This window comes from Paractinoplanes toevensis (assembly GCF_018332695.1).
GTDB lineage: Bacteria > Actinomycetota > Actinomycetes > Mycobacteriales > Micromonosporaceae > Actinoplanes > Actinoplanes toevensis.
The window spans coordinates 20,938-27,046 of the sequence record NZ_BOQN01000046.1; the positions used below are offsets into that span (position 1 = coordinate 20,938).

Annotated in this window: 4 protein-coding genes; 3 read left to right on the forward strand and 1 reads right to left on the reverse strand. The window is 68.6% G+C overall.

Annotation, left to right across the window (positions count from 1 at the left end):
- Nucleotides 1-30: 30 nt before the first annotated feature.
- Entirely contained in the window at nucleotides 31-1,020 is a 990-nt protein-coding gene (gene galE, locus Ato02nite_RS15630) for a UDP-glucose 4-epimerase GalE (RefSeq protein ID WP_213007243.1), read from the reverse strand.
- 169 nt (nucleotides 1,021-1,189) lie between these two features.
- On the opposite strand from galE, the gene Ato02nite_RS15635 reads away from it, so the two are divergent.
- The 3 genes from Ato02nite_RS15635 to Ato02nite_RS15645 are packed head-to-tail and all read left to right on the forward strand — an operon-like array spanning nucleotide 1,190 to nucleotide 5,652.
- On the forward strand, nucleotides 1,190-4,042 hold the full coding sequence (locus tag Ato02nite_RS15635; protein ID WP_213007244.1) for a bifunctional glycosyltransferase/CDP-glycerol:glycerophosphate glycerophosphotransferase: 2,853 nt from the start codon (nucleotides 1,190-1,192) through the stop codon (nucleotides 4,040-4,042).
- The gene (locus tag Ato02nite_RS15640) at nucleotides 4,035-5,162 is read left to right on the forward strand and encodes a glycosyltransferase (protein WP_213007245.1); all 1,128 of its coding nucleotides are present in this window, start codon (nucleotides 4,035-4,037) and stop codon (nucleotides 5,160-5,162) included. Before Ato02nite_RS15635 ends, Ato02nite_RS15640 begins: the two co-directional genes overlap by 8 nt.
- Before the next feature lies 1 nt (nucleotide 5,163).
- The gene (locus Ato02nite_RS15645; RefSeq protein WP_213007246.1) at nucleotides 5,164-5,652 is read left to right on the forward strand and encodes an NUDIX hydrolase; all 489 of its coding nucleotides are present in this window, start codon (nucleotides 5,164-5,166) and stop codon (nucleotides 5,650-5,652) included.
- The last annotated feature ends 457 nt before the right edge of the window (nucleotides 5,653-6,109 follow it).

Below are 6,109 nucleotides of genomic sequence, written 5' to 3' on the forward strand. Positions count from 1 at the left end.
GGTCGAAAGACCGTCCGCTCGTCTTCTCAACTAGCCGAGGATCTTGTCGCGCTGCTCGAACCAGGCCAGCGTGTCCCGGATGCCCTCCACCACGGTGTGCTCGGCCCGCCAGTCCAGCAGGTCGGCCGCGCGGGTGCTGCGGGTGTAGGCACCGGCCTGGTCACCCGGGCGACGGGGCGCCTCGACCACGGCCACCGGCTGGTCGACGACCTCGTTGAAGGCGTCGACGAACTCGCGGACCGTGGTGCCGGTCCCGGTGCCCAGGTTGATCACGTTGTAGTTGCCGTCGGCGAACAGGCTGTCGAAGACCTCGAGCGCCCGCAGGTGCGCGCCGGCCAGGTCCCAGACATGCACGTAGTCGCGGATGCCGGAACCGTCCCGGGTCGGGTAGTCGACGCCGGTGATGTTGAACGGCACGCCCTCGCGGTGCGCCTCGATCAGCTTGCCCAGCGCGTGGCTCGGCGACGGGACCTGGAGGCCGGTCCGCATCTTCGGGTCGGAGCCGATCGGGTTGAAGTAGCGCAGCGAGAGCACCCGCAGCGGGGTGGCCGCGGTGACGTCGGTGAGCATCTGCTCGACGACCAGCTTGGTCCGGGCGTACGGGCTCTGGGCCGCGAGGGCCGAGCTCTCGTCGACGCTGAACTCGTCGTTCGGCTCGTAGATCGAGGCCGAGGAGCTGAACACGAGCCGGGTGACACCCTTGGCGATCAGGTGGTCGACCAGCTCGAGCGTCTTCGCGACGTTCTCCCGGTAGTAGTGGATCGGGCGGGCCACCGAATCGGGCACCACGATCAGCGCCGCGCAGTGCACGACCGACTCGATGTCCGGGTGCTCGTCGAAGATCCGGTCGAGAATGGCCGGGTCGGCGATGTCACCCTCGTAGAACGGACGGCCCTCGCAGAACTCCCGGCGCCCGGTGACCAGATTGTCGAGGATTACCGGCTGATGCCCGGCATCGATCAGGCACGACGCGACCGTGCTCCCGATGAATCCCGCACCGCCGGCGATGAGCACCTTCACGAAATGTCCCTTTCGATCGATCCCGGTCCGCAGACGAGGTTAGCGGACGTGACGGAGCCCGCCCTCAGCCAGACGGGCGACCGCTACCGCGCACAGGTAATTTTTAAGGACACACAGCTTTAACCTATGATGCTGCCGCCGCGGCCCTCTGTCGAAAGGACACGTCTCCGTGACCTCGTCCCACCCCCGGCCAGACGTCACGGTTGTGGTCATCGTCTACAACGATGCCGCGCGGATCGAGACAGCGGTGCAATCCGTGCTCGATCAGTCGCTGCGCAGTCGCGAAGTCATCGTCGTCGACGACCACAGCACCGACGACACCCCGCGGGTCATGGAGCGCCTCGCCGCCCAGCATCCGGACGACGTCCAGTTCATCCGGCTGCCGGCCAACTCGGGACACTGCGGCGCACCGCGCAACGCCGGCGTCGCCCAGGCCCGCGGCCGCTACATCATGTTCCTGGACAGCGACGACACGCTCGACCGGCACGCCTGCCGCAACCTGGTGGCGATGGCCGAGGAGTCCGGCGCCGACATGGTCGTCGGCCGCTGCGTCCGGATCGACGTGGCCACCGGCAAGGAAACCTCCTGGATGCCGTGGCTGGTCAAGGACAAGGTGGTCTACGAGTCGCTGCGGGACGAGCCCGAGCTGCTCTACGACGTGCTGTCCACCAACAAGCTCTACCGGCACGACTTCCTGAAGCGGGAAAACCTGGTCTTCCTGGAGGACCGCTACTACGAGGACAACGTCTTCTCGGCGCACGCCTATCTGACCGCCAAGAAGATCGCGATCATCCCGCAGCGGGTCTACAACTGGATGGTCGAGCGGGGGGCGGCCACGCTCTCCATCACCAACCGGGCCCGGGACGTCCGCAACCTCACCGACCGGATCGCGGTCACCCGGAAGATCGATGATCTGATGGCCCGCTACGGCACCCCCGAGCTGCGGCTGCAGAAAGACATCCGGTTCATCGAGAACGACCTGCGCACCCACCTGACCGGCTTCGGCGAGCTGCCCGAGGCCACCCAGCAGCAGATGCTCGACATCGCCCAGCCGTACGTCCGCGGCATCGGCCCGGAAGCGTTCAAGCAGGCCAAGCCGCTGCCCGCGATCGCCGCGTACATGGTGCGGGAGGGTGACGCCGAGGGCGTCGCCACCGCCCACGACTATCTGGCCGGCAAGGACAACCGCGGCCGCCTGACCACCACGCCGGTGGTCCAGGACGGCCGGATCTTCTGGTGCGACCGGCACCTCGACGACCCGCTCGGCCGCGAGGTGCTCGACGTCACCGAACTCGGCTTCCAGGATCTTCCGCTGGCCAAGCTACGACTCGGCAGCACCCTCACCGCGGTGCGCCGGGACGGCGGCTCGGTCACCCTCAGCGGCGTCATCACCAACCCGCTCGGCCGGCTGCAGAAACCCAAGGCCTCCCTGGTCACCTGGGCCCGGGGCAACCGCCGGCGCCAGTTCAGCGTGAAGGCCACGATCGAGCCGGCCGGCACGAAACTCACCTGGACCGCGACCGTCACGCCGGAGCAGGCGCCACGGCCGATCGGGTTCGTCGACCCGATCTACTCGTTCGTGCTGCGGGTCAAGGCGGCCGGTGAGACCGTCGACGTGAACCTGTTCGCCACCCCGGAGCTGACCGGCGAGTTGAGCCTTCCGGTCAAGCCGGTGCTGTCCCGGCTGGTCGCCGACCGGCTCGAGGCGTACCGCACGGACAAGGGCAACATCGCCCTGCGGCTGGCCGCCGAGGGCAAGCGGGCCAAGGCCGGCGGCGACGCCATCAACAAGCTGCGCTCGCAGCCGCTGGGCGCCCGGCTCTGGGGCAAGGCCGGCACCGCGCGCCGCGACCTCAAGGAGCGGCTGAACAAGCGGAAGACCAAGCTCGCCTGGTACGACAACGTCTTCTCGCGGATGCCGATCAGCAAGCGGACGGTCGTGTTCGAGAGCCACATGGGCAAGCAGTACTCGGACAGCCCGCGGGCCATCTACGAGGAGCTCAAGCGCTCCGGGGCGCCGTTCCGGGCGGTCTGGGCGTACGCGGGTGACCACCCCAACGGCTTCCCGGCCGACGTGAAACTGGTCCGCCGCCAGTCGTACGCCTACCTGCGCGAACTCGGCCGCGCCCGGTACTGGGTCGACAACCAGGGCTTCCCGCACGACCTGCGCAAACGGGCCGGTACGACGTACATCCAGACCTGGCACGGCTCGGCGTTCAAGCGGATGGGCTTCGACGAGGCGCAGATCAAGGCGCAGACCTCCGGCCAGCAGCAGAAACTGCAGGACGCGATCGACCGCTTCGACGTCTTCCTGGCCCGCACCGAGCACGACGCCCGCACGCTCACCAAGGGCATGCGGGTGCACGCCGAGCTGATGCGGGTCGGCTACCCCCGCAACGACGTGCTGATCCGGCAGGACAACGCCGACGAGGTCGCCGCCCTGCGGCAGCAGCTCAAGCTGACCGACGACCGCAAGGTCCTGCTGTACGCTCCGACGTTCCGCCCCGACCAGATCAACACCGGTCTGGAACTGCCGTTCGACCTGGACGAGTTCGTCGAGCGGTTCGGCGACAAGTACGTCCTGCTGGTCCGCCCGCACTACCTGGTCTCGTTCGCGCTGCCCCCGGCGTACGCCCACTCGGTGCGCAACGTGGCCAACGTGCACGACGTGACCCCGCTCATGCAGATCGCCGACGCGGTGATCACCGACTACTCGTCGCTGATGTTCGACTACGCCCTCCTGGACCGGCCGCTGATCTTCCACGTGCCGGACTACGACCACTACGTCGGCAGCAGCCGCGGTTCCTACTTCGACCTCGCCGAGGTCGCGCCGGGCCCGCTGACCCGCACCGGCGACGAGCTGTTCGCGGCGCTCGCCGACCTGGACGAGCTCAAGGACCGGTACGCCGAACGCCACCGCGCCTTCGTGGCCCGGTTCGGCGAGTACGACAACGGCAACGCGGCGAAGGCCGTCGTCGACCGTTTCTTCGTCCAGGGAACCCAGGGAGCGCGCCGTGGCTGAGCCCCGGGACATCTTCATCGTCACCAACGCCGTCGACGAGCTCGGCGGCCTCCAGCAGTGGGCGCACGACGTGTCCGGGCTGTTCTCCGCCCGGGGCCACCGGGTGCGGCTGATCGGCGTGGAACCGGCGTCGGTCCCGCGTGACTACGGCTCGAACAAGCCGTACGAAATCATCACCCTGCATGACCACCACCTGCCGCGGTTGAAGAAAGGCCTGTCGCGGCCGCTGCGCCGGCGCAGCCGGGCGCGGCAGCAGGCCGAGGGGGCGCGCCGGCTGACCGAGATGTTCCGCCAGGCACGGCCGGGCGGCGTGGTGATCGCCGCGCAGGTGTGGGCGGGCGAATGGGTGGCGAAGGCCGACACCACCGGGCTGATCACCATCGGCATGTCCCACGAGTCGTTCGAGGCCAGCAAGAACAGCACCCGCTACAACCGGGCCCGCATCTACTACGAGGACCTCGACATCCACCTGGCCCTCACCGACGCCGACGCGGACTCGTGGGCGCGGGCCGGGATGACCAACGTGGGCGCCATGCCCAACCCGCTGATGACCAAGCCGACGACGCTGCCCACGCTGGACGAGAAGACCGTCGTCACGCTGCGCCGGCTCTCCCACGACAAGGGCATCGACATGCTCCTGGAGGCGTGGGCGCTGGTCGGGCCGCACTATCCGGACTGGCGCCTGAAGGTCTTCGGGTCCGGCCCGGACGAGGAGGCGCTCCGCCTGCAGGCCCGCGAGCTGGGCCTGGACGACGCGCAGATCTTCCAGGGCCAGACCGACAACATCGACGCCGCACTGAGCGCGGCCTCGATCTACGCACTTCCGTCGCGCGAGGAGGGCTTCCCCATCGCGGTGATGGAGGCCATGGCGTACGGGCTGCCGACGGTCGCCTTCGACTGCGCGCCGGGCATCCGTGAACTGATCGACGACGAGGTCAGCGGCGGTCTGGTGGTGACACCCGGCAACGTGCCCGGCATGGCGGCCGCCCTGGAACGTCTGATCAAGGACAAGGATCTGCGCGTACGCCTGGGCGAGGCCGGCCAGCAGTCGGTCAAGAGGTTGTCGCCGGACAGCATCATCGATCGCTGGGAAGCCCTCTTCACCCTGCTGGCGCGCTGACTTGCAGGCCACGCTCGCGACCCTCGGCTACGTCTTCTCGGCCGATCAGAAGGACATCCTGATGATCCGGCGGGACGCCCGGCCGGACGACATCCACTTCGGCTACTACAACGGGCTCGGCGGCAAGGTCGAGCCCGGCGAGGACGTGGCCAGTTGCATGCGCCGGGAGATCCGCGAGGAGGCCGGCATCGAGTGCTCGGCGCTCGACTTCGCGGGCACGATCTCCTGGCCGGGCTTCGGCCGGGACGGCGGTAACTGGTTCGGCTTCCTGTTCCGGGTTTTTGCCTTTTCCGGCACGCCGCTGGCCTCGAACGACGAGGGCAGCCTGCACTGGATGCCGATAGCCGACGTTTTGTCCGGAAACATCCCGATGTGGGAGTCGGACCGGCATTTCCTGCCGCTCGTCTTCGCCGACTCCCCGCCGATCTTTCACGGGGTCATGCCGTTCGCCGACGGCAAGGCCGTCAGCTGGTCGTACTCGACCCTCTAGAGATCTTTTCGAGGCTGCCTCGCACGGAGGGCGGGACGCTTTCGCGCGGAAGATCTTTCGGTACGCGCCGGCGCGCTCTCGTGGCACTCGGTTCCGGCAGGTGCCACTCACCCTCCGCGCGCCCGCGGCGGGCGGGCCCGGCCCAAGCTCGCAACCCCACCCCGCCCACCGGGCCAGGACGACGCCATCGACCTCCCGCAGGGTGGTCGATGCTCTCGGATGCTGGGTCGTCGTCCCGCACCGCCTGATGGGCAGCGCTTCCACACCCGGGACCACCCAGCGGTCAGAAGGACACGACATACCGCCTATGTCCGACGCCGACAGCTCGGCCAGACGCGATCTTGTGGACTTTCCGAGCGGAGTAGAGCGGCGCGCATGAATGAGCAGCGCAAGGCGTTGCCGCGCGGGGGTGCGTGTGTCGTTGCGCGAGAGTCGCGGCACGTGCTGGTGTGGCACG